At 58.4% G+C, this 25417-nt stretch carries 27 protein-coding genes; 18 read left to right on the forward strand and 9 right to left on the reverse strand.

Going from position 1 to position 25417, the window contains the following annotated elements; genetic code table 11:
- The first annotated feature begins 559 nt into the window (after positions 1-559).
- Both ACO06L_RS10185 and ACO06L_RS10190 read left to right on the forward strand, forming a co-directional pair.
- On the forward strand, positions 560-1141 hold the full coding sequence (locus ACO06L_RS10185) for a metallophosphoesterase family protein (RefSeq protein ID WP_227716149.1): 582 nt from the start codon (positions 560-562) through the stop codon (positions 1139-1141).
- A 388-nt stretch (positions 1142-1529) separates the two neighbouring features.
- Entirely contained in the window at positions 1530-1757 is a 228-nt protein-coding gene (locus ACO06L_RS10190) for a hypothetical protein (protein ID WP_008169362.1), read from the forward strand.
- Position 1758: 1 nt separating this feature from the next.
- On the opposite strand, the gene ACO06L_RS10195 is transcribed toward ACO06L_RS10190, so the two are convergent.
- A complete protein-coding gene (locus ACO06L_RS10195) occupies positions 1759-2130 on the reverse strand; it encodes a SirB2 family protein (RefSeq protein ID WP_202348534.1) in 372 nt (123 codons plus the stop codon).
- A gap of 123 nt (positions 2131-2253) precedes the next feature.
- Between ACO06L_RS10195 and ACO06L_RS10200 the strand changes: the two genes are divergently transcribed.
- Entirely contained in the window at positions 2254-3438 is a 1185-nt protein-coding gene (locus ACO06L_RS10200; RefSeq protein ID WP_202348535.1) for an NnrS family protein, read from the forward strand.
- 8 nt (positions 3439-3446) lie between these two features.
- On the opposite strand, the gene ACO06L_RS10205 is transcribed toward ACO06L_RS10200, so the two are convergent.
- On the reverse strand, positions 3447-3962 hold the full coding sequence (locus ACO06L_RS10205) for an SRPBCC family protein (RefSeq protein ID WP_138103048.1): 516 nt from the start codon (positions 3960-3962) through the stop codon (positions 3447-3449).
- Between the two features lie 218 nt (positions 3963-4180).
- Here ACO06L_RS10205 and fabA point away from each other — a divergent pair, with 218 nt between their 5' ends.
- Together fabA and fabB are read left to right on the forward strand one after the other, a co-directional pair.
- Positions 4181-4690: a bifunctional 3-hydroxydecanoyl-ACP dehydratase/trans-2-decenoyl-ACP isomerase gene (fabA, locus tag ACO06L_RS10210; protein WP_008169354.1), complete on the forward strand. Its 510-nt coding sequence runs from the start codon at positions 4181-4183 to the stop codon at positions 4688-4690.
- Positions 4691-4701: 11 nt separating this feature from the next.
- Positions 4702-5913 (forward strand): beta-ketoacyl-ACP synthase I, encoded by a 1212-nt coding sequence (gene fabB / locus ACO06L_RS10215; RefSeq protein ID WP_008169352.1) that lies wholly within the window; start codon positions 4702-4704, stop codon positions 5911-5913.
- Positions 5914-5919: 6 nt separating this feature from the next.
- On the opposite strand, the gene ACO06L_RS10220 is transcribed toward fabB, so the two are convergent.
- The gene (locus ACO06L_RS10220) at positions 5920-6276 is read right to left on the reverse strand and encodes a helix-turn-helix transcriptional regulator (protein ID WP_014578227.1); all 357 of its coding nucleotides are present in this window, start codon (positions 6274-6276) and stop codon (positions 5920-5922) included.
- A gap of 158 nt (positions 6277-6434) precedes the next feature.
- On the opposite strand from ACO06L_RS10220, the gene yegQ reads away from it, so the two are divergent.
- From yegQ to ACO06L_RS10260, 8 genes are all read left to right on the forward strand, one after another.
- Positions 6435-7754 (forward strand): tRNA 5-hydroxyuridine modification protein YegQ, encoded by a 1320-nt coding sequence (gene yegQ / locus ACO06L_RS10225; RefSeq protein WP_202348536.1) that lies wholly within the window; start codon positions 6435-6437, stop codon positions 7752-7754.
- A 476-nt stretch (positions 7755-8230) separates the two neighbouring features.
- The gene (sufB, locus tag ACO06L_RS10230) at positions 8231-9679 is read left to right on the forward strand and encodes a Fe-S cluster assembly protein SufB (RefSeq protein ID WP_008169346.1); all 1449 of its coding nucleotides are present in this window, start codon (positions 8231-8233) and stop codon (positions 9677-9679) included.
- Positions 9680-9751: 72 nt separating this feature from the next.
- Entirely contained in the window at positions 9752-10525 is a 774-nt protein-coding gene (sufC, locus tag ACO06L_RS10235; RefSeq protein ID WP_202348537.1) for a Fe-S cluster assembly ATPase SufC, read from the forward strand.
- A 12-nt stretch (positions 10526-10537) separates the two neighbouring features.
- Positions 10538-11824, forward strand: a complete 1287-nt coding sequence (gene sufD, locus ACO06L_RS10240; RefSeq protein ID WP_202348538.1) for a Fe-S cluster assembly protein SufD — start codon at positions 10538-10540, stop codon at positions 11822-11824.
- A gap of 6 nt (positions 11825-11830) precedes the next feature.
- Positions 11831-13084: an aminotransferase class V-fold PLP-dependent enzyme gene (locus ACO06L_RS10245; protein ID WP_202348539.1), complete on the forward strand. Its 1254-nt coding sequence runs from the start codon at positions 11831-11833 to the stop codon at positions 13082-13084.
- Positions 13085-13097: 13 nt separating this feature from the next.
- Complete coding sequence (locus tag ACO06L_RS10250; protein ID WP_064227553.1) at positions 13098-13451, forward strand: HesB/IscA family protein; 354 nt, start codon at positions 13098-13100, stop codon at positions 13449-13451.
- An 80-nt stretch (positions 13452-13531) separates the two neighbouring features.
- On the forward strand, positions 13532-14074 hold the full coding sequence (gene sufT / locus ACO06L_RS10255; RefSeq protein ID WP_088827054.1) for a putative Fe-S cluster assembly protein SufT: 543 nt from the start codon (positions 13532-13534) through the stop codon (positions 14072-14074).
- Positions 14075-14545: a SufE family protein gene (locus ACO06L_RS10260; protein WP_202348540.1), complete on the forward strand. Its 471-nt coding sequence runs from the start codon at positions 14075-14077 to the stop codon at positions 14543-14545.
- A 12-nt stretch (positions 14546-14557) separates the two neighbouring features.
- On the opposite strand, the gene ACO06L_RS10265 is transcribed toward ACO06L_RS10260, so the two are convergent.
- Positions 14558-15763: a flagellar assembly protein T N-terminal domain-containing protein gene (locus ACO06L_RS10265; RefSeq protein ID WP_202348541.1), complete on the reverse strand. Its 1206-nt coding sequence runs from the start codon at positions 15761-15763 to the stop codon at positions 14558-14560.
- A 36-nt stretch (positions 15764-15799) separates the two neighbouring features.
- Positions 15800-16348 carry an LPP20 family lipoprotein gene (locus ACO06L_RS10270; protein ID WP_062781091.1) on the reverse strand — a complete coding sequence of 183 codons (549 nt, stop codon included), beginning with the start codon at positions 16346-16348 and terminating at the stop codon, positions 15800-15802.
- Positions 16349-16596: 248 nt separating this feature from the next.
- Here ACO06L_RS10270 and traF point away from each other — a divergent pair, with 248 nt between their 5' ends.
- The 5 genes from traF (at position 16597) to trmL (ending at position 21685) form a co-directional block, all read left to right on the forward strand.
- The gene (gene traF / locus ACO06L_RS10275; protein WP_202348542.1) at positions 16597-17898 is read left to right on the forward strand and encodes a conjugal transfer protein TraF; all 1302 of its coding nucleotides are present in this window, start codon (positions 16597-16599) and stop codon (positions 17896-17898) included.
- 135 nt (positions 17899-18033) lie between these two features.
- Complete coding sequence (locus tag ACO06L_RS10280) at positions 18034-19155, forward strand: multifunctional CCA tRNA nucleotidyl transferase/2'3'-cyclic phosphodiesterase/2'nucleotidase/phosphatase (protein ID WP_202348543.1); 1122 nt, start codon at positions 18034-18036, stop codon at positions 19153-19155.
- A gap of 9 nt (positions 19156-19164) precedes the next feature.
- Positions 19165-19911 (forward strand): pteridine reductase, encoded by a 747-nt coding sequence (locus ACO06L_RS10285; protein ID WP_202348544.1) that lies wholly within the window; start codon positions 19165-19167, stop codon positions 19909-19911.
- Positions 19912-20036: 125 nt separating this feature from the next.
- Positions 20037-21215, forward strand: a complete 1179-nt coding sequence (locus tag ACO06L_RS10290) for an acetyl-CoA C-acetyltransferase (protein WP_202348545.1) — start codon at positions 20037-20039, stop codon at positions 21213-21215.
- A 5-nt stretch (positions 21216-21220) separates the two neighbouring features.
- Complete coding sequence (gene trmL / locus ACO06L_RS10295) at positions 21221-21685, forward strand: tRNA (uridine(34)/cytosine(34)/5-carboxymethylaminomethyluridine(34)-2'-O)-methyltransferase TrmL (protein WP_202348546.1); 465 nt, start codon at positions 21221-21223, stop codon at positions 21683-21685.
- Here the strand turns inward: trmL and ACO06L_RS10300 are convergent.
- The 4 genes from ACO06L_RS10300 to ACO06L_RS10315 are packed head-to-tail and all read right to left on the reverse strand — an operon-like array spanning position 21643 to position 25415.
- Entirely contained in the window at positions 21643-22464 is an 822-nt protein-coding gene (locus ACO06L_RS10300) for a heme ABC transporter ATP-binding protein (RefSeq protein ID WP_202348547.1), read from the reverse strand. The genes trmL and ACO06L_RS10300 overlap by 43 nt on opposite strands.
- On the reverse strand, positions 22464-23501 hold the full coding sequence (locus ACO06L_RS10305; RefSeq protein ID WP_202348548.1) for a FecCD family ABC transporter permease: 1038 nt from the start codon (positions 23499-23501) through the stop codon (positions 22464-22466). The genes ACO06L_RS10300 and ACO06L_RS10305 overlap by 1 nt, the downstream gene beginning before the upstream one ends.
- On the reverse strand, positions 23491-24345 hold the full coding sequence (locus ACO06L_RS10310) for a heme/hemin ABC transporter substrate-binding protein (RefSeq protein WP_227716151.1): 855 nt from the start codon (positions 24343-24345) through the stop codon (positions 23491-23493). The genes ACO06L_RS10305 and ACO06L_RS10310 overlap by 11 nt, the downstream gene beginning before the upstream one ends.
- Entirely contained in the window at positions 24342-25415 is a 1074-nt protein-coding gene (locus ACO06L_RS10315; RefSeq protein WP_202348549.1) for a hemin-degrading factor, read from the reverse strand. The genes ACO06L_RS10310 and ACO06L_RS10315 overlap by 4 nt, the downstream gene beginning before the upstream one ends.
- Positions 25416-25417 lie beyond the last annotated feature (2 nt).

Raw genomic sequence — 25417 nt, forward strand, 5'->3', positions numbered from 1 at the left:
TGTGAGCAGGGCTCGACGATGCTTGCACCGCACTCAGGTAGGTAATCTACGCTGATTACTCTGTGAATGCTTTGATCGTCTCGGAGCTGTAAGCGCCAAATGCAAGTCATTGAGCTATCGTGATCAGCTTACAAGTCGTTAATTTGATTGTCTTCCGACGGTCAAGGTGGTCAAACAGGACAAGAGGCCGCTTACGTCATTTCCGAGCTAATTTTCTGCAGCTATTCGTGACCAATACTAGCCATTTAACGCAACCGCTACTCGTGTCGACCTCAACGCAGAAGGATTCCAATATGTGCTCGATCAAATGTCAATTACCTTAACCCATTCGGGCGCAAGAACTGAATGCGAACGACCACATGCGTAAAGTGAAGTCACTGTACGAACGATTGAATTCATTTGCGGGTGTCGCATGCGCTTGACTGGCATTGATCCAACACCGTTCCACTCCCTTCCTTACTGGACAAGTGCCCCCAGCAGAATGCCATGTAAGAGAGAGCTGCCATTTTTCCATGCCAAAGCTGAATGGCTTCCAAACGACATTGGATGTTTGGTTTTGATGTCGGACCTTCAGGGCCGGGAATATCTATCCGATCGGTTAGAAGGCACCGAAAGGCTGCTCGGCGAAGCAGTTGCGGAAGAGCTTTCTCTGCTCGTGGGCCTCGGCGAAATCCCACCAATCAGTACGGTAATGATATGCGGAGATCTATACGAATATCCTGACTGCCGAAAACCCGGGGGTACAGGCCCAGTTGAAGCGGTATTTCTATCGCTCTCGCGGGTCTCTGAAGAAGTGATTGCCGTTCTTGGAAATCACGACTCTTTGGCTTCCACAACTAAACTCCCCGCGAAAATCGTAGTTTTGAACGGAAACGTGGTCAAAACTAACTTTGGACTCCGGGTCGGGGGGCTCGGTGGAATCATTGGTGATCCGAAACGCCACAACCGTTGGGGCGAGGATGCATTTGTCCGCCACATGGAGCTGTGTATCCAAAAGCGCCCCATACTCTTATGTTACATGAGGGTCCCGAAGACACAGACGGAAGCCGGGAGGGCAATCCTGTTATTACCCAATCTCTGGAAAAGGGATTTTCAGGCCTCACATTATTCGGTCACAAGCACTGGCCTGACTCACCATTGATCGATATCGGGAATGGCCAAGCACTTAATCTCGACGCTAGAGTGGTGGTCGTTGCTCCAGACGTTGATGCAAACAGTGCGACCATCAAATGTCCGCTATAAGAACCGAGCGGCCACTTTACGCTTTCAACACCAACAAATTTTTCATCAGATCCCTGTCGTTGGTGAGTGGCTTTCATCGCCTGTCACTGATAGGCATTCTAGTGTCGGTTGCAGATCCAAAAAAGTGTTGTTGATTGGTGGGAATTCCCAAACAGAATCCCTAAGAAAATTGTTGCAGAAAAAATGTTTCCCACTGAGATTTCTAAACTTCTGTTTCTCATGTGCTGCTTCCTCATTTAGCAACGTAAATCGCATATTTCTTATTGGTATAAACTGGTTACGCCACCATGGAGCAATACCCGCTGAGCTGGGTTTTCTACATCACCTTTATTTTCCTGACTGCGTTTGTTTTCCTGAACATGATGATCGGGGCAATCCTGGAGGTCATGAGCGAGGAGCAGAACGCCAAGCAGGCCCAGAAAGCCCACGATGAGCGGGATGAGATCGCCCGCCAGCTCCAGGCCGTTCAAGTGCAACTGGCGGAGCTGACGAAGCAGATCAGCGATAAGCGCTGACTCAGAATGGCTTGGCCATGGCCAGATGCAGGATGGCGCTCACCTGCACCAGAGCGAGCACCGCTGCGGAAATCCGAACGGGCTTTCCGAGGGTGGTTTTCAGGGCGAATACGCCGGCGATGATGTAGCCGAACAGCAAGACAATTTTGGCAATCAGCCACCCGGGCATGGCCGAAGCGTACCCGGCCACAAAAACCAGTGAGATCGCCGCCACCAGCAGAATGGTGTCGTTGATGTGGGGGATAAACCGCAGCGGTGTCTGGCGCCAGCCCGGTCTCCCGACGGCGTCCAGGAGCAGACGCAGGGCAAACAGGGTGATGGTCAGGTACGCGGTGGTCATGTGCAGGTGCTTCAGAATCGTGTACGACGTCATGGAATTTCCTTTGTGACTGAATGGCTTGCGGCCATTGTACGCAATCTACCCCCAAGCAGGTATGGTTAACGAAGGCGGCAGGGTTTAACATATACTAAGAATACATGTATATGGGAGACATCTATGCAGGCCATTCCAACATCCCCTGAACAGGCGTCTGCCAGCGTCGGTCAGTTATTTTCCTATCCTTTCCGGATTTTCTTTCTGTCCATGACCATTCTGGCTCTTGCCGCTATTCCCCTGTGGGTGATGCAGGTAAACGGTGTTATCAGCCTGCCCCTGGCTATGCCCGGTTTGTTCTGGCATCAGCACGAGATGCTGTTCGGGTTTTTGTCGGCGGCAATCGCGGGGTTCCTGCTAACCGCAGTGTGCGTCTGGACCCAGACAGAACGCACCCACGGATTCAGATTGGTGCTGCTCTGGGGTGTCTGGCTGGCTGGCCGTTTGCTGCTGGCAACCGGTGCTGAACTTCCTTACTGGCTGGTTCAGGGCGTGAATCTGGCATTCCTGCCCCTGGTGATGGTGGACGCCGGCTGGCGAATCTGGCATGCGCGGCAAAAGCGGCAACTGATGATTATGGTGGTACTCGGCCTGCTCTGGCTGATGCAGATCGGCTTTGTAACCCGGCTCGACATGGCCTTCAGCTATGGCGCTCTGATCATGGCCATGGCACTGATCAGCATTATCGGTGGCCGTATCACGCCGGCGTTTTCCACCGGCTGGTTGCGCCAGCGAGGACTCGACAGCAATGCTGTAAAGACGATTCCCGCGCTGGATATGGCAACTGTATTCAGCCTGATTCTGCTTATGGCGTCCCTGGTGACTGGCTGGCAATCCATTACCGGTGCGCTGGCGGTACTGTCTGGCGCTCTTATGCTGGTGCGTCTCGCAGGCTGGAAGGGCTGGCTAGTTCGCGAGGAACCACTGCTCTGGATCCTACACCTGTCCATCCTTTGGGTGCCGGTGTCCCTGTTCCTGCTGGCAGGCACACTGTTCGCGGGCTGGCCGTCCAACGCCTGGAGTCATGCCGCCGGAACCGGCGCGGTCGCGTGCCTGATTCTCGGGGTCATTGCCAGGGTCGCCCTCGGACACAGCGGCAGACCACTGGTGCTGCCCAAAGGCATGGTGCTGGCGTTCGTTGCAATTCATCTGGCCGCACTGATACGGGTGCTTACAGCCTTCGAAATCATTCCCTGGCACCCCGGCATTGGCAGCAGCACCCTGCTCTGGCTGTTTGCCTTCGGTATGTTCCTGTACCGCTACACCGGCATCCTGGCCAGCCCACGACCCGATGGCCGCGAAGGCTGAACCGCTGGTCAGGCAGCCAACTCCTGCCTGACCAGCAACTCGAACCTTGCCCTTGCCTGGCGGAACCGGCTGGCCGGGAAGTGAATACTGATCCCCTCCAATGCCGCCAGCAGCATCTCAAGGTGAGCATCCCAGCCCGCGCAGGCAATGGGCACCACTTCATCATCTGGCAGTAACAAGGTCAGTGACAGGCGGGTTCCCTCGTCGATGGGATCAAGCTCCCACACCAAGGGTCGCTCGGGGGAGTCACCAGAACTCCAGGAATAGGCCAGGCGACGATTGGGCTGGCAATCTGTGACTCGGCAATCGATCGGCATACCACTGTTACCGAAATCCAGCTGAACCCGACCGCCTGGCCTGGCGTCCAGCGTTCCGGGAGCCAGCCACTCGGCCAGATACACCGAGTCTGTCAGCATTTCCCAGACTCTTTCCGGCAAATGCCCGGTCTCTCTTTCCAGACGCACCATAACCCGGTCACCCTTGCGCCGGACCTTGCCTTCGATGGTTTCCTCATTCCCGGACATACGCCCTCCTTGCCGGTTTCGAATCTCCGGATTTCACAAACGGACTCCTGGTGATTGTATTCGCGGTGCCCGGCGACCACCTTGATGACCATCAAACGGGGTAAACAGACAAAATCAGGGAACTTCAAACCGGCAATCATCCACTAAAGGTCAATAGCTCCTCGCGAAATTCGAGCTAAAGTATGAGGAAATCATTTTGTAACAGAGATACTGGCACTATGAATCCGGATCATTTTGATAAAGAAGACCTGATCAAATGCGGCCACGGTGAGCTCTTCCCTGGCTCCATGCGTTTGCCGATCAATGAAATGCTGATGTTTGACCGCGTCACGCATATCGCAGACGACGACGGCCTCTACGGCAAGGGCAGCCTGGTAGCGGAGCTCGACATCAATCCGGACCTGTGGTTCTTCAAGGTGCACTTTGTTGATGATCCCGTGATGCCGGGCTGTCTTGGCCTGGATGCCATGTGGCAGCTGGTAGGTTTCTTCCTGGCCTGGGGTGGCGGTGAAGGCAAGGGTCGCGCCCTGGGCGCTGGTGAAGTGAAGTTTACCGGTCAGGTATTGCCCACAGCCAAGAAGGTCACTTACCGCCTGGATCTCAAGCGCGTGATCAGGCGCAAGCTGACCATGGCAATCGCTGATGGCCGGATGGAAGTAGACGGCCGGGAAATCTACACTGCCAAAGACCTGCGAGTTGGCATGTTCACCTCGACCGATGATTTTTAGGAGTTAACAGGATGCGTCGTGTTGTAATCACCGGTATGGGCATTGTTTCCAGCCTTGGTACCAACCAGAAGGAAGTCGCCCAGTCACTCAGAGAATCCCGTTCTGGCATCGGCTTCAGCGAAGAAGCTCGGGATAACGGTCTGCGCAGCCACATCTGCGGCCAGATCAACCTGAACCTGCCCGAATTGATTGACCGGAAACTGTGGCGCTTCATGTGCCCGGCTTCTGGCTACACCTATCTGGCAATGCTCGAAGCCATCGAGCAGGCCGGGCTGACCGATGAGCACATCAAGGCCGATACCACCGGTATTATCTTTGGCCAGGGTGGCGCCTCGACGGTTGAATTACTCGATTCCATCGATACCCATCGAGACCGCGGCATCCGCCGGGTTGGCCCTTATCGTGTGCCCCGCACCATGGGCAGTGCCATTAACGCGTCACTGGCAACCGGTTTTGGCATTCGCGGCATCAACTACGGCATCACCTCTGCCTGCGCTACCAGCGCGCATTCGATCGGCCATGCCGCCGATCTGATCGCTCTCGGGCGCCAGGATGTCATGTTTGCCGGCGGTGGCGAAGATATCCACTGGACCCTGAGCCTGCTGTTCGATGCCATGGGCGCCCTGTCGACGAAATACAACGACACGCCTGAACTGGCGTCACGCACCTATGACGCAAACCGGGACGGCTTCGTGATTTCTGGTGGTGGCGGTGTGTTGGCCCTTGAAGCGCTGGAGCACGCAGAAGCGCGGGGCGCAAACATCCTGGCAGAGCTCGTCGGCTTCGGTGCAACTTCCGATGGCGCCGACATGGTTGCCCCGAGTGGCGAGGGTGCGGTGCGCTGCATGAAGCAGGCAATGAAGAACCTGGATGGCGAAATCAGCTACGTGAATACTCACGGCACCAGCACCCCGGCCGGAGACATCACCGAGCTGAAAGCACTGAAAGAGACGTTCGGCGACAAAATCCCGCCGCTGAGCTCCACCAAACCCCTCTGCGGCCACGCTCTTGGCGCGGCGGGCGTACATGAGGCTATTTACAGCCTGATCATGCTGCGTGAAGGCTTTATTGCTCCATCGGCAAATATCCAGGACCTTGATGAAGGGGCCGAAGGCTACCCGATCGTTCGGGAACGCATGGATAACCAGAAACTGGACCTGGTGATGAGCAACAGCTTTGGCTTTGGCGGCACCAATGCCTCTCTGGTGTTCAAAAAGGTCTGATCCGGATCAGGAAAGCCTGACAGAGCGGTATTCAGCCGGGGATGTCCCCATCCAGCGCTTGAAAGCCCGGCTGAATGCGCTCAACTCAGAAAAACCGAGCTGCTCGGCAATCTCCACCAGCGGTTTGGTCCTGTCCTGCATGTAGGTCAGCGCCTGCCTGCGGCGAACATCCTCCAGCAAACGGGCGAATGTCAGCCCTTCACGCTTCAGTTTCTTGTGCAACGTGTAGCGGCTCATATGCAGCTGCGACGCCACGACTTCCACACCAACTTTGCCACGAGCAAGCTGAACACTGATCAGGGAACTGACCCTGACACTCAGCGAAGCCCGCGCCACCTCTGGCGTCAGAGGCTTTGATGCCATCTGGAACTCCTCCTTTGCAACGCTTCGGCCCGAAAAGCCCGAACCGTGAGCGTACACATGTTAGCCGAAAACAATCAATACGACCTTTGAGCAGGATCAAGGGAACATACGTCCGCTTTCGGCAAAATGCCCCGCTCCCAGAATCGCCCGGAGCCACTATGAATACCCCGGAACTGCTAGCCCCCGCAGGCACCCCCGAACACCTGGAAACCGCCTTTGCCTATGGCGCCGATGCGGTCTACGCCGGCCAGCCTCGCTACTCGCTGAGAGTAAGAAACAACAGTTTCAAAGACGTTGCAGCGCTAGGCGCGGGCATTGAACGGGCCCACGAACTGGGTAAACAGTTCTACCTTGTCTCCAACATAGCACCTCACAACGACAAGGTGCGGTCCTATCTCAGGGATCTGGCACCAGTACTGGAACAAAAACCCGATGCCCTGATCATGTCCGACCCTGGCCTGATCATGCTGGTGCGGGAGAAATGGCCAGACCAACCCATCCATCTCTCGGTACAGGCCAACGCGGTGAACTGGGCAACCGTCGAGTTCTGGCGCCGTCAGGGCATCAGCCGGGTCATCCTGTCCCGGGAACTGGCCCTGAATGAAATTCGCGAGATCCGCGACCGGGTCCCGGAGATGGAACTGGAAGTCTTCGTACACGGCGCCCTGTGCATGGCCTACTCAGGCCGCTGCCTGCTCTCGGGCTACATGAACCACCGGGATGCCAACCAGGGCGCCTGCACCAACGCCTGCCGCTGGAACTACAAGCAGGTAGAACACGGTCACGACCAGACCGGCGACCTGATCGCCACCTGTGGCAGCGGCGACGTACAGGAAGTGGCTCCAAAGGAAATCCTGCTGGAAGAGCCCAACCGCCCCGGCGGATTCATTCCCGCCTACGAAGACGAGCACGGCACCTACATCATGAACTCAAAGGATTTGAGAGCCGTCCAGCACGTCGCTGAACTGGCAAAGATGGGCGTTCATTCCCTGAAAATCGAAGGTCGCACCAAAAGCACCTATTACGTGGCCCGCACCACCCAGGTCTACCGCCGAGCCATCGACGAAGCCATGCAGGGCAAGCCCTTCGACATGGGCCTGATGGACGAACTGGAAGCCCTCTCCAACCGGGGCTACACCGAAGGCTTCCTCCGCCGCCACCTGCCCCGCGAGTACCAGACCTACGAACAGGGCTCCTCATTCCTCGGCACCCAGCAGGTTGTCGGCACTATCACCGATGCGAATGACCAGTGGCTCACCATCGACGTGAAAAACAAATTCGCACCCGGCGATCAGCTGGAACTGGTAAACCCGGCCGGCAACATCCGGTTCTCGGCAAATATCATGGAAAACCGAAACGGCCAGGCCATGGACTATGCGCCTGGGAGCGGGCATATCGTTCGAATTCCGAAACCGGCTGATCTCCCACAGGGTCTGGAGCACAGCTACCTCACCAGAATCCTGACCACCGGCGACTAGCAATTAGTATGAAGCGCCAGGGGGGACTGCCTCCCAAAACCGTGCATTGCCAGGGATGGCAATGCCGAGCCCCCATGGATGGGTTCACGGCGTGTTTTGGGAGGCAGTCCCCCCTGGCGCCAACCTCGAACCCACAGTCCTGCAATAACCAGACTATCAGCCTCATTGCCTACCCCTTAGTGCCCCAAAGGCCGATTAAGGTATAATCACCCCACGCAAAAATTAATACCTGACTATTTTACTCTGGTATTGTATAATCGCTCGCCATAAGCGATGGATCAAAGCTAGCTAATCTGCTTAGTTTTCAATACCAGCTTTGGAAATCCGTCATCCAAAAAGCGATTGCAGGGCGTACTCACGGGATGAGCGACCACTGCAACACCCAAACTGATGACATCCGATCGACAGCCCATCTTTGACGCTGTCGGCGACACTAAGGGCGCAAGCCCGCGATGAGAGAATACGGAGCGACGATCATGGCGACCACCGACACCGAGGTGAACGAGCTGATCAAACGGGAATACGAGTACGGATTTGTAACAGACATTGAATCCGACACGTTCGAACCCGGCCTTAATGAAGACGTTATCGCCCGCCTGTCCGGCCTCAAGAAAGAACCGGAATGGATGCTGGAGTGGCGTCTGAAAGCCTACCGTCGCTGGCTCGAGATGGACGAGCCCGACTGGGCCCACGTGGGCTACCCGAAAATCGACTACAACTCGATTTCGTACTATTCCGCGCCCAAGCGTCCGGAAGACATGCCCCAGAGCCTGGACGAAGTGGACCCGGAGCTGCTGAAAACCTACGAAAAGCTGGGCATCCCCCTGCACGAGCGCGAAAAGCTCGCGGGCGTGGCGGTAGATGCGGTTTTTGATTCCGTCTCCGTGGCAACCACATTCAAGGAACCGCTGGCCAAAGCCGGCGTGATCTTCTGCTCTATCTCCGAAGCGATTCAGGACTACCCGGAGCTGGTCAAAAAATACCTGGGCTCGGTAGTGCCTGCCGGTGACAACTTCTTCGCCGGCCTGAACTCTGCAGTCTTCTCCGATGGTACCTTTGTGTACGTACCAAAGGGCGTTCGTTGCCCCATGGAGTTGTCTACCTACTTCCGCATCAACGCGGCCAACACCGGCCAGTTCGAGCGTACTCTCATTATTGCCGAAGACAGCAGCTACGTGAGCTACCTCGAAGGTTGCACCGCTCCCATGCGGGACGAGAACCAGCTGCACGCTGCGGTTGTTGAACTGGTGGCTCTGGACGACGCCCAAATCAAGTACTCCACCGTTCAGAACTGGTACCCGGGCGACGAAGAAGGCAAAGGCGGCATCTTCAACTTTGTCACCAAGCGTGGCGCCGCCATCGGCAAGAATTCCAAGATCTCCTGGACCCAGGTCGAAACCGGCTCCGCGGTTACCTGGAAGTACCCGAGCTGCGTCCTGCGGGGCGAGAACAGCGTTGGCGAGTTCTATTCCGTAGCACTCACCAACAACTACCAGCAGGCCGATACCGGCACCAAGATGATTCACCTGGGCAAGAACACCTCCAGCACGATCATCTCGAAGGGTATTTCCGCCGGCAAGAGCTCCAATGCCTACCGCGGCCTGGTGAAATTCGGCCCCGGAGCGGAGGGGGCGCGTAACTTCACCCAGTGTGACTCGCTGCTGATCGGCGATCGCTGCGGTGCGCACACCTTCCCGTACATCGAAAGCAAGAACAAGTCGGCCATCGTCGAGCACGAGGCAACCACCTCGAAGGTCAGCGACGAGCAGATGTTCCTTTGCCGCCAGCGCGGTATCGACCCGGAACAGGCGGTCTCCATGATCGTGAACGGCTTCTGTAAGGAAGTCTTCAAGGAGCTGCCCATGGAGTTCGCTGTCGAAGCCGGCAAACTGCTCGAGGTAAGCCTCGAAGGGTCCGTTGGTTAATAGGACGGCTGACTCCCCCGAGTTAGGGGCACGCAACAGAATTCAGACGGTTAAATGAGAGAGACGCTACAAATGCTGAGCATCAAGAACCTGCACGCATCCGTTGAGGGCAAAGAAATCCTCAAGGGCATCAACCTGGAAATCAAGGCCGGGGAAGTTCACGCCATCATGGGCCCCAACGGCTCCGGTAAGAGCACCCTGTCGCAGGTGCTTGCAGGCAACGAAGCATTTGAAGTCACCGAGGGTGAAATTACCCTGAATGGCGACAACCTGCTGGAACTTGAAACCGAAGAACGTGCCCGTGAAGGCATCTTCCTGGCATTCCAGTACCCGGTGGAAATTCCCGGGGTTAGCAACCTTCAGTTCCTGCGCACTGCCGTGAACGCCATGCGCCAGCACAAGGGCCACGACGAGATGAACGCGGCCGAGTTCATGAAGCTCGCCAAAGAGATCTCCAAACAGGTGGATCTGGACCCGGCGTTCCTCAAGCGGGGTGTTAACGAAGGCTTCTCCGGTGGTGAGAAAAAGCGCAACGAGATCATGCAGGCACTGCTGCTGCAGCCGAAGCTGGCGATTCTTGATGAGACCGATTCCGGGCTTGATATCGACGCACTGAAGGTTGTTTCTGACGGCGTAAACGCTCTGCGCGCTGAAGACCGCGCCATCCTGATGGTGACCCACTACCAGCGCCTGCTGAACCACATCGTGCCGGATTACGTGCACGTGCTGGCCGGCGGTAAGATCATCAAATCCGGCGGCCGCGAGCTGGCCCTGGAGCTGGAAGAACGCGGCTACGGCTGGCTGGGCATCAAGGACGAAGAAACTGCCGACAGTTCAGCCAACTAAGGAGATCGCGGAATGAAACCAGCACCCACGCTTTCCACCGCGTTCCTGCATCCAGCCGGTCAGTCACTGCCGGAGCCCCTGCTCGCCCTGCGCAAGCAACGGGGAACCGCATTGGTCGACATGCCATTGCCGACCCGGAAAACCGAAAACTGGAAGTACTCCAGCAAGTACCTGAAGCTGACCGACGACATGGCCATTTCCCTGCCGGCTGAAGGCAAGACCGGCAGCAGCCTGGCGGTACCCGGCTACAAGGTTGCGTTTCTCAATGGCGTGATGATGCCGGAAGCCTGCGAGTACCCGGATCTCGACGGCATCAGCATTCAGAGCTTCAGTGATTTGAGCGACGAGGAAGCCAGTGACCTGGCGGACCGTCTGGACAGCAGCCTGGACAACAAGGCGGTCCAGATGGCCCGGCTGAACTCCGCGCGGTTTGAAGACGGCCTTCTGATTCGCCTCAAGCCGGAAGCCGTACTCGACCAGCCGCTGTTCATTGTTCACGAAGTAACGGCCGAGGCCAGCGGCTCCGCCTTCCCGCGTATTTTCGTGGATGCCGGCCGACACAGCCAGATTACCCTCGTTGAAGAATATATCTCCAGTGGCGCGGCCCAGGTGATGGTCAACACCGTTACCGAGTTCAATGTGGCCGAGAGCGCCAACATCACCAGCATCCGCCTCAATATGGAAGGCGAAAACGTCCAGCACATTGGCTCCACCGGTGTGCTGCAGCAGCGCAGCTCACGCTTTGAAAGCCATACGGTTGGCTTTGGTGGCCCCCTGCGCCGGCACGATCTGCAGGTTCGACTGGAGGGCGAAGGCGCCGAGTGCAAGCTCAACGGCGTGGTTGTTACCCAGGGCAAGCAGCACTACGACAACCACACCACCATTGAGCACGTGGCTGCCCACTGCAACAGCGAGGAGACCTATCGCAACATTGCAGCAGACCAGTCCCATGCGGTTTTCAATGGCCGGATTCATATCCATCAGGACGCCCAGAAGTCCAATGCGGATATGAACAACAAGAACCTGCTGCTGTCCAACGGGGCAGAAATCGATACCAAGCCGGAACTTGAAATCTACGCCGATGATGTGAAGTGTGCCCACGGCGCAACAATTGGCCAGCTTGATGAGACCTCACTGTTTTACCTGGTTTCACGGGGTATCGGGCGGCGTGAGGCGAACGTCCTGCTCACCATGGCCTTTATCAACGAGCTGGTCGAGCAGATTCCGGTTGAAGCAGTGCGGGAAACGGTCCAAGGCCGGCTGAACCACTTCTTCGAACAGACATTCCAGGAGGCGTAAGCGGTTATGACCGATCTGTCCGTGGCAAGCACAGCCAAGCGCACCACCTTTGATGTGGACGCCGTTCGCCGGGATTTCCCGATCCTGTCTCAGCAGGTGAACGGCAAGCCCCTGGTGTATCTGGATAATGGTGCCTCGGCCCAGAAGCCAGAGGCCGTGCTGAACGCCATGGATCGGTATTACCGTGAGATGCACTCCAACGTCCATCGTGGCGCCCACACGCTCGGAGACCGGGCCACAGCAGCTTTCGAAGGTGCCCGTGAGACGGTCCGCAACTTCCTGAATGCGGAAAGTACCCGGGAGATCATCTGGACCCGTGGTACCACCGAGGCCATCAACCTCGTTGCCAACGGCCTGGCCCCTCGCCTGAAGGCGGGCGACGAGATTCTGGTGAGCCACATGGAGCACCACGCCAACATTGTGCCCTGGCAGATGATTGCCGAGCGCACGGGTGCGAAAGTGATTCCTGTTCAGGTCACACCGGATGGCGAGCTGGACCTGGAGTCCTTTACCAGCCTGCTCAATGAAAAAACCCGGGTGCTGGCAATTACCCACGTTTCCAACGTGCTTGGCACGGTGAACCCGGTGGCGGCCCTGGTTGAACAGGCCAAGGCCCACGGCATCATTACCCTGGTGGACGGCGCCCAGGCGGTACCGCATTACCAGCCGGATGTTCAGGCCCTGGGCTGTGACTTCTACGTGTTCTCCTCACATAAGCTGTTTGGCCCGACCGGTATTGGCGTACTCTACGGCAAGGCCCAGTTGCTGGAGGAAATGCCTCCCTATCAGGGCGGCGGCGAGATGATCGAGCGGGTATCGTTCGAGCGCACCACCTGGAACACCCTGCCCTACAAATTTGAAGCCGGCACCCCGGCCATTGCCGAGGCAGTTGGGCTGGGAGCGGCCATCGATTACCTGAATAGCCTGGACCGTCCCGCCATGGAAGCGGCCGAGGCCGCGCTGCTTGAGCGGGCCAACCAGTTGGTGGAAACGATCCCCGGCATGGAAATCATCGGCACAGCAAAGCAGAAAGTGCCGGTCATGTCCTTTAAAATCGCTGGCCTGCACCCAAGTGATATAGGCACGCTGCTGGATCAACAGGGTATTGCGATCCGCACTGGCCACCATTGCGCCATGCCGTTGATGGATTTCTATGGAGTTCCCGGTACAGCCCGGGCGTCATTCGCGTTCTACAATACACTGGACGAGGTGGATACATTGTTTACCGCCCTGCAAAAAGTCCAGCGTCTGTTTGCCTGATGGAGGTGGAATCATGACAGCCGAAGTCTTCACCCCGACCGTTGCCGTCACCATGACGCCAAGCGCGGTCAAGCACGTGCGCAAACAGCTGGAGAAAAAGCCGGAGGCCAAGGGCATTCGGCTGGCCATCAAGAAAAGTGGCTGCTCCGGCTTCAAATACGAAACCCAATGGGTGGAAGAGGTCGCAACGGACGACAAGGTTTTCCACATTGATGGAGTCGACGTCTTCGTCAAAGAGGAGCACCTGCCTCTGGTGAACGGCATTGAGATCGACTTTATCACCGAGGGTGTGAACTCAATGTTCCACTTCCGCAATCCAAACGCCACGGCAGAATGCGGATGCGGCGAGAGCTTTACCGTAGCGTAATCCCTCACGGAACATGTAGGTCGGATTAGCGTAGCGTAATCCGACACCAGAGATTGAAAAAAAGCGAGGCCCGAACAGGCATGCAAGAACGGGAAGTGGTCCTGACCAAACGCGAGGTGGAAGCCCGCCTTGTTCCTTCCGGAACCGAAATCATGATTCCGTCGGACACCTTTGTGACCATCACACAATCACTGGGTGGCACCTTCACGGTCGCCGTCAACGGCAATCTTGCCCGGATTGAAGGCCACAATGCCGATGCGCTCGGCAAGAAGCCCCTGGAAAGCAGTTTCGAGACTCCTGAAGACGGCACGGTGAATGAAAACCAGGTCTGGGAAGCCATGCAGAACTGCTACGATCCGGAAATTCCGGTGAATGTGGTCGACTTGGGCCTGATTTATGAGTGCAAGATTGAAAATGGCACCGAAGACGGCAACCATGTCTACGTCCTGATGACCCTGACCGCCGCCGGCTGTGGCATGGGCCCGGTGATTACCGAGGATGTGAAGACCAAGCTGGAGCACGTGCCCAACGTGGACAAGGTGACCGTTGAGCTGACCTTCGATCCGCCCTGGAGCAACGACATGCTCACCGACGAAGCCAAACTCGAACTGGGAATGCTGTAAATGACTGCCAGTGAACAGATCTTTCTGAACAACCCCCTGGGCAAAGACACCACCCTAGAAGACGTTCTGGATGGCTTCGAGCTGCTGGACGACTGGGAAGAGCGCTACGCCTTTATCATTGATCTGGGCAAACAGCTTCCCGCCTTCCCGGAGGAATCCAGGGTTGAAGAAAACTACGTTCACGGCTGCCAGAGCCAGGTCTGGCTGATTCACTACTATGACGAAGACAGTGGCCGGTTGTACCTGCTGATTGATTCGGACGCCATGATCGTTCGTGGACTGGCCGCCATCATCCTGGTCGCCCTCAACGGCAAAACGCCCAGGGACCTGCTGGCCACAGACATCGATGAGTTGTTCGAGCAGCTGGACCTGTTCCGGCACATTTCCCCGACCCGCGGCAACGGGCTCAGGGCGATGGTTGGCAAGATCCGCGACATTGCGGCCGCCGAGGTGGCCAACGCCAGCAATTGATGCCCGTCAGCCCTACCAGATAATCGCTATATCATCTCTCTGGATATTCACGATGCCGCCCAGTTGCGGCATGGCACCCCGGCTGAAATGCGGCTGAACTTTTTCGAGCGTCACTGACAAGTCGCTGTCCTGTAACTCTGGTGAGTCATCTGGTGATTCCAGGTAGCGCTTGCTGCGATAGATCTTTAACTCATCACCCGGTCTGAGGCCTGCTGTAGCCCCGGATTCCAGCGTTACAGAAAAGTCGTCTACCCGCGCAATTCTGGTCATGAAGGGCTGACACGCCAATGCATCCGTTACTGCCATCGCCATGTCTGCGATAACATCCTCGACAGCCTGACCGTAGGCGGTTTTCTGGAAGCCGGCAGAGCCGAACCCGGCTGAACTGCCAGGCCCGGCATCCCAATCGGCTGCGGCTTCAAATCTCTGACGATAGACCGGCGCGCCACTGAAGCCGTCGAAGATAACGAGATCAGCCGCAAACCGGCGCCGTTGATCCACCGCCCCGATGCCCCGCTGCATTTTATCCAGCACGGAGGTGCCCCACGCTGACGGATCCGCAACACCAAGATCCCGAATTACGCCTGTCACTACGAACTGAACGCCCATTTCACGGGCCAGTTCCAGCACGTTGGTCAATCGATTGTCGCCCTGTTGTACCGTAGGCGCGTTCAGCAGATCCGTGAACATCCGTGAGGTTGTCGCACCAAAGACCTGCAATCCGCCCTGAGCCACCAAACGCTGCTGGAGCTGTTGCGGCAAGATTTCGCCGGCATCATCAATACGCCCTACTCTGGCCTGGTCCGGATACAGCATCGGGAAGCCGGTCACTGCGACCCGCTTCTTCAGACGGCCAGCATCTCCCGCACCGCACTGACTGCGGCTCTCGCTGATATCTCCGCGAACAATCACCCTTAACAGGTTGCCGCTCTGGTACTCATCAATGATCCGTACGTTCCTGGCTCTGGCGCTTGACGCCAGATCCATCCGGGACTCGGTGATAACACCGTTTTCCATGGTGTCGTGCGTGCTAACCCTGGCTTCATACTGCAGGGAAAGGTCCCGTATTGCGGCCTTGCGGGCCTCGGCCCGGGCGGCTTCCAGGTTGCCATTGTGGATATTGGCATGGCCCACGCCTTCCAGAACCACCGCATGGGCGGCAGAAACCACGAAGAGCGCCAGAGCTCCGAGCACAGCCAGTGACAGCAAGCGTTTCATAATTCTCGATACTCCCTACACTCTCTATACTCTCGATCAATCAAGGTAATACAGGGAATCCACGCCTTTGCTCTGCACATCGCCCACGCTGTCATTTTCCTGCGGCATGGGAATCGGGCAGAGATCCTGCACCTGATCATCAGCAACCTTGGCCACACAGGCCCGGAAACGTGGCTCGAGCTTCAGTTCCATCACCGTTTCGAAGACACCGTCGCTGTGCTCGTTGACCGCGACCAACTTCGCGCCGCGAATGTAGCTGTCCACATAGGTTCTGAAGGTGTCGTTGCGCAGCACAAAATCATTAACGGTGGAACTGCCGTACACGACAGTGCCGTAGACCCGTTCAACGAGATTCCGGTAGGCGTCCAGCTGGGAGGCCCGCCGGGCCATCAGACGTTTGCGGGTATTTGAACGGTCGGCCGCAACATCCTCATAGGTCCCCAGACCGCTCACCCGCACAGTAATTGGCTCCAGCATCGTATCCTGGCGGGACTGGTTGCCGTTATCCCCCTGATAACTGCCAACCGGCGCACAAGCAGCCACCGTTGTTGCCAGCAGAGGCATAAGTATCCAGCGAAGGTTCATTGCGTGTCTCCAGAAAACGTCATTTCCGGTTTCCCATGAAAAAACTACGCCAGTTTTTCTAACTGCCTGATATTCCGATCAACAACTCCCAACCGTATTGTTTTGCAATCCCTATGCGGCAAAAAACTGCCTCTGTTTACACATCAAAAACAAACCGTTACCCCATGCGTCATGAGCTGGATAAGGTTCTGCCTTACCCTTTCAGGTACGTAACATCTATTTTGCCTTTTTACCTGACAGGATTCTTCATGACCGGATATCGCCTGACCAAACTTTCTCTGGCTATTGGTCTTTCCATTGCCACCAGTTCTGCACTGGCCAGCCCGCAGTCGTTTATGTCTGCCCGCTCTTTTGCCATGGGTGGCACTGGCGTCGCTGTAGCAACGCCATCATCAGCGCCGATGGATAACCCGGCGATGATGGCCTCCGATCACCACAGCTGGAACGATGATTTTGGGTTGATGCTGCCCTCGGTAAATGCTCGCGCAGCGGATGAGGAAGAAACAGTTGACCAGGTGGATGATATCCAGGATGTAATCACTGATCTTGAATCGCTGGTTTCCGGTTTTGATCCCAATACCGACGACCCACAAAGTATTCAGGACGGCGCCGCCGATCTCAGCGACCGTTTGACCGAATTCGACAGGGACACCATGCGAGTGAACGCCGGTCTGGGGCTGGGCCTGGCTGTGCCGGGACAATCTCTGGCTGTCGGAGTGTTTACCAATGCAAACCTGACAGCAACCGTTCGTGGTGACGTGTCCGATCAGGATATTACCGCACTAAATGCGATTGCCACTGCAGCAACGGCCCAGGACGTTCAGAATGCCGTCGACCAGATCAGTACGAATGGCACCCTGAACCTGACTTCACAAGGAAAAATACTGGCATCCGCCGTCGGGGAAGTTGGCATCAGCTTCGCACGGGCTTTTGAGCTACAGGATGGCAACAGCTTCCAGCTTGGCCTGTCGCCGAAATACGTGGAGCTGCGCACCTTCCAGTACACGGAAGCGGTTTCCGGTTTCGAAGATGACGAATTCGACGATGACCAGTATCAGACTGAAAAGAGCGGCTTCAACCTCGACGTGGGCGCAGCCTACAGCTTTGGTGATTCCAACCAGTGGAACACCGGAATTGTCGTTAAAAACCTGATCCCCATGGAGCTCGACTCCGCTGCGAGCCGGCCTTTGCTCGGAGAGGAAGTTCGCACATTAAAGCTGGACCCGATGGTTACAGCGGGCATCGCGCACAAGAGCGAATACCACGTTATCACCGCGGAAGTGGACCTGACTAAAAAGGAAGCCTTTGGCTTTGAGGACGACACCCAGTGGGCAGCTCTTGGCGCCGAATTCGACGCCTTCCGTTACGCCCAGCTGCGGGTGGGTGTTCGCCACAACCTGGCCAGCAACGATGACAACGACGGCATTGAAGAGAAAACCCAGTTCACTGCAGGTCTTGGACTGAACATTGTCGGCGTCCGCCTCGATATCGGTGCCCTGTACAGCGATGCAGATGTAGGCGCGGCTCTGGAGCTTGGCACCGCGTTCTGACGCAAACCTCTGTTAAAGCCCGCCCGGGCAATCCCGGGCGGGCTTTTTTTATGGCAGGCGGCGTCAGAGGTTTGCCTGCCCTGCCCGGGAACCGGATAATCCACCGACACACTCCCGAAAGGAATCAGCGATCTCATGCAGGCCTATCTGGTTGGCGGTGCCGTTCGTGACGAATTACTCGGCCTTGAGGTCAAGGACCGGGATTGGGTGGTGGTCGGCGCAACTCCAAGGGAAATGCTAGCCAACGGCTTCAAGCAGGTGGGCGCGGACTTCCCGGTATTTCTGCATCCCCGAACCCGGGAAGAATATGCCCTGGCTCGCACCGAACGGAAACAGGGTCGCGGCTACCACGGCTTCACTGTTTACAGCGCGCCCGACGTCACCCTTGAGCAGGATTTGAAGCGCCGGGACCTGACCATCAATGCGATGGCAAAAGCTGAAAACGGCGATCTGGTCGACCCCTTTGAAGGCCTCAGAGATATTGAAGATCGCAAGCTTCGGCATGTCTCGGAGGCCTTCGCGGAGGACCCCCTGAGAATTCTGCGCACCGCCCGGTTCGCAGCCCGCTTTCAACCGCTGGGATTTTCCGTGTGCGACCAGACCATGGCCCTGATGACGCGCATGGTGGATAGCGGAGAGGTGGACCATCTGGTGCGCGAACGGGTCTGGCAGGAATTCCAGCGGGCGCTGAATGAACAGGCGCCCAAGGCCTTTTTTAAAGTTCTTCGTGACTGCGGCGCCCTTGCTGTTCTTATTCCGGAATTAGCTTCGGAAAACGTTTTTCAACTCGCGATGGCGGCACTGTGCTGCGTCCACGACCAGCCCCACGCCGAGACCGAGGAGCGTTTTGCGGCCCTGCTCTCCCCCCTGGATGCCCCTGTCGCAAAGGACAGGGCCAAAGCCCTGAAGGCACCCAATGACTGTCAGAATCTGGCGCGACTGGTTACTGCCTTCACACCCCAGATCCGGGACATTGATGCGCAACGCCCGGGAGCCGAAACGCTTCTGGACCTGCTCGACCAGGCGGACGTCTGGCGCCGCCCGGAACGTTTTTCGCAACTCCTGAAAGTGCTCGAGTGCGCCTTGCCGGGCTATTCCCGCACACTGGACCTGCTGCGAACCGCCTCGAAAGCGGCTACCGGCGTTGAGCCGAGAACCCTCCTGGCTCAAGGGTATAAAGGCAAGGAACTGGGCAGCGCAATCCGGACTGAACGCCTGAAACGCATCGGCGACGCCGTCGCCCCGACCAACCACTGAGGAGGCACCATGCCGTCCACAACGCCTGTTGCGCTGATCACCGGCGCAGCCCACCGTCTTGGCGCACAGACTGCCCGGACACTTCACGAAAGAGGGTGGAACCTGGTGATTCACTACCGAAGCCGGGAAGAGCAGGCGAACTCACTGATTGCGCAGATGAACCGCCAACGGCCCGACTCCGCCTGCGCCCTGCAGGCGGATTTGAGCCAGTTAGCTGGAGTGGACCGATTGGCCAATGACGCTGTCGCACCTTGGGGCCGACTGGACGCACTGGTGAACAATGCATCGGTCTTCTACCCAACCCCGACCGCAGACGCCACCGAAGACGACTGGGACACAATCCTGAACACCAACCTACGGGCCCCATTTTTCCTGCTCCAGGGATGCCTGGCCGAACTTCGGCGAAACCGCGGCAGCGTCGTAAATCTGATCGATATTTACAGCGAAAGACCCATCGATGATCACCCGCTGTACTGCGCCACCAAGGCCGGCCTGGCTGCCCTGACGCGCTCCTGGGCAAAAGACCTGGCGCCGGAAGTGCGGGTGAACGGCGTATCGCCAGGCGCAATCCTCTGGCCAGAGGGCGAAGCCGAGATGGACCAATCCGCCCAGCAGGCAATTCTCCAGAAGACGCCACTGGCCCGCACCGGCAACCCCGACGATATCTCCGAAACCATTGCGTTCCTGATCTGCGATGCGCCGTTCATCACCGGTCAGATCATCTCTGTTGATGGCGGCCGTAGCCTGAACATGTAGCTCACTCTGCTCGCTCAAGGCCTGTTCTTTGGCCGGGCACCGCTTTCCGGATACAATGCCGGCAGATTTCAATCCTGCGCGCGCCGGGCCTGATTCCGCGCGTGCCTCTGATCCGGAGAATTCCCATGCGTGATGTCGTTATTGTTGCCGCCCGCCGTACTGCTATCGGAACCTTTGGTGGAGGGCTTTCCAGCCTGAGCGCAGACCAGCTGGGAACCGCCGTTATCAAGGCATTAATGGAAGAAACCGGCGTCGCCGGCGATCAGATCAACGAGGTGGTTCTGGGCCAGGTTCTTACCGCCGGTGTTGGCCAGAACCCGGCTCGCCAGTCTGCCATCAATGCCGGCATTCCCGCGTCGGTGCCAGCCATGACGATCAACAAGGTCTGCGGCTCCGGTCTGAAAGCGGTTCACATGGCGGTGCAGGCCATCCGCTGTGGCGACGCCGAGATGATGATCGCCGGCGGTCAGGAAAGCATGAGCCAGGCGCCCCATGTGCTGCCCAACAGCCGCAACGGCCAACGCATGGGCAACTGGTCCATGGTGGACACCATGATCAAGGACGGCCTGTGGGATGCCTTCAACGATTACCACATGGGCATTACCGCCGAGAACATCGTCGAGAAATACGGCATCAGCCGTGACGAGCAGGACGAATTTGCAGCTGCGTCCCAGCAGAAGGCCGCCGCCGCTCGCGAGGCCGGTTACTTCGACGGCCAGATTGTCCCGGTCTCCATTCCCCAGCGTAAGGGTGACCCGATCGTCGTTGACCGCGATGAAGGCCCCCGCGACGGCGTCACTGCCGAGGGGCTTGGCAAACTCCGTGCGGCCTTCAAGAAAGACGGCACCGTTACCGCCGGCAACGCCTCATCCCTCAACGATGGCGCCGCAGCCGTGATGGTCTGCAGTGCCGAGAAAGCGAAAGAACTGGGGCTGACTCCGATCGCCACCATCAAGGCTTACGCTAACGCGGGCGTGGACCCGACGATCATGGGTACCGGCCCGATCCCGGCCAGCCAGCGCTGCCTGAAACTGGCCGGCTGGAGCACGGATGATCTGGACCTGGTGGAAGCCAACGAAGCCTTCGCCGCCCAGGCCATTTCCGTAAATCGGGACATGGGCTGGGACACCAGCAAGGTGAACGTGAACGGCGGTGCCATTGCCCTGGGCCACCCCATCGGCGCATCCGGCTGCCGCATTCTGGTTTCCCTGCTGCATGAAATGGTTCGCCGTGATGTTCACAAGGGCCTGGCCACGTTGTGCATCGGTGGCGGTATGGGCGTTGCCCTGGCCGTCGAGCGCTAAGCTTCATGCTCCACGTTGTGCTGTACGAGCCGGAGATACCGCCGAATACCGGCAATATCATCCGGCTGTGCGCCAACACCGGCTGCCAGCTGCATCTGATTGAACCGCTGGGCTTTAACCTGGAGGACAAACAGATGCGCCGGGCCGGGCTGGATTACAGCGAGTACGCCACGGTAAAGATCCACAGGAACTACCAGGACTTCCTAGCCAGCGAGCAACCCCCACGCCTGTTCGGGCTGACCACCAAAGGCAGCACCCACTACCATCAAGTGGACTATAAGGAAGGCGACTACCTGATGTTCGGCCCGGAAACCCGCGGCCTTCCCGCCGATGTTCGCGATGAGCTGCTCCCCGAACATCGCCTGCGGGTTCCAATGCAACCGGATAGCCGCAGCCTGAATCTCTCCAACACCGCAGCCCTGGTGGTTTACGAGGCCTGGCGGCAGCTGGGATTCACGGGCGCGGTATAAGCGCCGGATGGCCCTCTGCGCCGTGGCACCACCATCGGGTAGCCTTCCTCCAGCTCGACTACTCTCGCGGTGAAACCGTAGACGGTGTCCAGCAGTTCAGGCGTAAGTACCTCTCGCGCCGAGCCTTCGTGGACACGTCGGCCCGCCTTCATCACCAGCAGGCGATCCGCAAACTGGGCCGCCAGGTTCAGATCGTGCACAACCGCCAGAACCGCCATGCCCTCGGCCTTGGCCAGCCGGCGCACCAGATCCAGCACCATCTGCTGATGCGCCGGGTCCAGGGCGGATGTGCACTCGTCCAGCAGCAACAATCTGTCGCCCGGGCTGTCGATAATCTGGGCCAGCACCCGCGCCAGCTGTAACCGCTGCTGCTCACCACCGGACAAACCCGGCACCAGTCTGTGCCTCAGGTGACCGATATCCAGCTCGTTCATCAGCTCGTCGACCACCAGGTCGCTTCTGCCTGACGCCATTTTAGGCCGCCCCAGCTGTACGACCTCCTCGACCGTCAGTGGAAAATTCACCTCCACCCGCTGGGGCATTACCGCACGCTGACGGGCCAGCCGTTCCGGGCGCCATTGCCCGAGTTCCCGGCCGGAAAGCGTCACGCTGCCGCCATAGGGAAGGTCACCACTGATCGCCTTGAGCAAAGTCGACTTGCCAGCGCCGTTCGGGCCCAGGAGCATCAACAGCTCCCCTGCCTTCAGGTGGCAATCAATGCCATCGACAATCCGGGAACGCTCCAGGGAAACACTGACCTTGTTAACGGAAAGAACCATCAGATCACCTTTGTTCTCAACAGAAGCGCCAGGAAGAAGGGACCGCCGATCAGTGCCATCATCAGGCCAATAGGCAGTTCCGCCGGCGCTACCACCACCCTTGCCAGGGAATCCGCGGCCACCAGAAGTGTGCCGCCCACGAGGGCACTTAGCGGCAACAGCACCCGGTGACTGGCACCAAGCAACTGGCGCACGAGGTGGGGCACAACCAGGCCAACAAACCCGATCAGTCCGCTGACCGCAACGGCGGCTCCCACCCCCAGGCCAACCACCAGGATCGCGGCCTTCTTGACGGTATCGGTGCGATATCCCAGGTGTCCGACCACGGACTCGCCCAGCAGAAACGCATCCAGGGGACGGGCCAGCCAGGGGGCGGCCAGTAACGCCAGCAGCATGAACGGAGCCCCAACCAGCAGATCATCCCAGCCGGCGTGGCCGAGGCTGCCCATGGTCCAGAAGGTCAGCGAGCGCAGCTCTTCATCGTTGGCATAGAAGGTCAGCAACCCGGTGGCAGCGCCAGCCACGGCGTTGATCGCAATACCGGCGAGCAACAGGGTGGCCACGGCGGTCTGTCCCGATCGATTGGCAATGCGCCAGGCCAGCAGCACCGTGCAACTGCCTCCGAGAAAGGCGGCGATGGGCAAAGCCCATTCGCCGGTCATGGCCAGCCAGCCACCCAGCCAGGTATTGCCCAGCACGATCACCGCAATGGCAGCCAGGGAGGCGCCGGCGGAGACCCCGATAAGCCCCGGGTCGGCCAGTGGGTTGCGAAACAGCCCCTGCAACAGGGCCCCGGAGACTGCCAGCACCGCTCCAACCAGAAAGCCCAGCAGGAATCTCGGCATCCGCACTTCCAGCAGCACCATCGAAGCCACTGGATCGCTCGCTTCCCGGCCAATGATCACGCTCAGGATATCCCCAAGTGCCAGCGGGTAAGCGCCACTGGTGATAGACACCAGAGCAACAAGCGCGGCGGCCAATAACGCGACCACCAGTGACGGCGCAAAACCCAAGCGGCCCGCGGCGTCACGAACCATGGGCTGCCACGTTCGAAGCTGCAGGCAAGACTTCGTTTACCGCAGCCATGGCGTCGGGCAGCCGCGGGCCGAAACCGAGCAGCATCATGCCGTCTGCCACCAGCCGGTGCCCGCTCTGCCAGGCGTCGAGACGCTCCACCTCCGGCCAAGAACCGATCGCGAACTGCCCCGGCGTGGATTCGGCAATCACAATGGCATCCGGTCGGGAGGCCAGGATGGCTTCCCGGTTGGCCGGCTTATAGCCCTGGATCCCGGACACGGCATTGACCGCGCCGACAGCGTCCAGCAACGCTGAAGCGGAGGTTCCTTCCCCCGCCAGCATCACGGAGTGATTTCCGGCAGCGAGAATGAACAGCACCGTCGGCGGGTTTCCCCGGGTTGCCGATGCCTGCTGAATACGGTTGATCTTCGACCGGAGCTCGGAGGCCAGGACCTCTGCCTTTTCCTCCTCGCCAAGTAATCCACCCACAGTCACAATCCGCTCCAGCGCAGCCTCCGGCGTCCGTGCCGAAGACAGTTTTTCAACCTGAACACCGGCCCTGGTCAGGCGCTCCAGATTTTCTTCCGGGGCGGCCTGCTCCGAGGTAATCAGCAGATCCGGCTTGAGGGCCAGTACTCCTTCAAAAGGCAACGCCCGCAGGTAGCCAATCTTGGGCAGAGACTCGGTCTGTTCCGGATACCCGCTGGTGGTGTCCACACCTACCAGCAACGACTCCAGCCCAAGTCGGTATACGATCTCGGTGATCGCTCCATCCGCCGTCACAACCCGCGGCGAATCCCCCGCCTGGGCAGAAGACCCGAACGCGGTAGCCAACAGGAGCCACACAAGGACCCGGGATATCATGACAAAGCCTCCAGGGTCGCCGCCTGCTCCCGCCAGAGTCCGGATTCAGGGATGCCAGGTTTGCGTTCACCGAACACGGTCAGTACCAGCTCACCGTCGGCGTTGAATGCCTCCAACGAGGTGATGATGCCGTCTGCAGAGGGGCGCCGGACCAGCCACCAGCACCGGATTGATTCGGTGTTGGCATGGAGGTTGAACCCGCGATCCAGAACGTTCATCCAGGGACCGGTTCGGCGCAGATTCGCCACCTTGCCCGTGAAGATCTGCACGATCCCGGGATTGCCGACGAAGAACATGGCCGGGCACTGATTATCCCGAAGCAGCTCCAGCAACCGGTCCAGCACGTCTCCATCGGCACGCTCAAGCTCGGTAGCCCATTCGCCTCTCAAGAGTTCCAGCGCCGTCAGCCGATCAGTGCCGGCCCGCTTCAGAAGCGCACCGAAATGATGGACATCCTTGAGTTCCCGCCAGCCCTCGCGGAGAACCTCTGTGTTGACCGCTTCTGGCGCCACCCGTTGAGGAACCGGGCGCGCGCCCTGAGGTTTGAACGGCCTCAGCTCTTGATCTGCGAAGGAACGGACCAGGCGCTCCCATGCCTCACCATCGGTATCGGCAACCCGGTAGATTTTGTGGACCGCAGCCCCGTACTGGTCAAAGAACTGAAGACTCTCCCTCAACCCGGAGCGGACCTTTTCCTGCACCCGGTAGCCATAGGCCCAGTGTTTGAAAAAGACGCGGATGTCGATCTCACCAACGGCCAGACCCATGGCGCCGGACCTTCCGCTGGTGAAATCCTTGAAGGTGCCGGTAACCTCATGAACCACTTCATTGTTGCGGCTCAGAATCATGACCGGGCCGACGCTTTCAAGGGCTTTGAGAAGAGCCCCGAAACTGTCCTTGAGAGGAATCAGTGCGTCGCCGCCACGCAGCCGAACCAACTCCATTTCGCTGACGCCCAACCTATCCGCCATCTGACGGATCCTCATATTTGGCTCTGCTTCTTGCAGTGTCCGCCAGCGTGCTGCGAGCGAATCGGTTGCGGTGCCTGTTGCCATCGCTGTCTGTTGCATGG

This window comes from Marinobacter sp., assembly GCF_965229985.1.
GTDB lineage: Bacteria > Pseudomonadota > Gammaproteobacteria > Pseudomonadales > Oleiphilaceae > Marinobacter.